Below are 349 nucleotides of genomic sequence, written 5' to 3'. Positions count from 1 at the left end.
TGGTAATTTCGAAAATCTGGTGGCGGACAAAACCCCGGTTTCGACTTCCGTCACAGACATTGCCGACACTACAAATCTATCGCTGAGCGCGACCGGTTCTGTGGCTGAGGGCGGTCAGATTACGTACACCGCGACACTGACCAACGCCGCAGGCTCGCCTGTGACCGTGACCTTGTCGAACGGCGCGGTGATCACCATCAAGGCTGGCGAAACCACCGGCACTGCGACTGTTCCTGCGCCATCCGATGACGTCTACAAAGACGCCGGCTCCGTCCAGGCAACGATCACCAGCGCCACCGGTGGTAACTTCGAAAACCTGGTACCGAGCACTGTTCCGGCCGTGACGACA

The 349-nt window shown here is 59.0% G+C and carries 1 protein-coding gene; it reads left to right on the top strand.

Going from position 1 to position 349, the window contains the following annotated elements; translation table 11 throughout:
* On the top strand, nucleotides 1-349 hold a 349-nt coding region (locus GXB78_RS27995; RefSeq protein ID WP_329517858.1), incomplete at both ends, for an immunoglobulin-like domain-containing protein.

The organism is Pseudomonas moraviensis subsp. stanleyae (genome assembly GCF_036283065.1).
Taxonomy (GTDB): Bacteria; Pseudomonadota; Gammaproteobacteria; order Pseudomonadales; family Pseudomonadaceae; genus Aquipseudomonas; species Aquipseudomonas stanleyae.
This window is presented reverse-complemented; position numbering and strand designations above follow the sequence as displayed.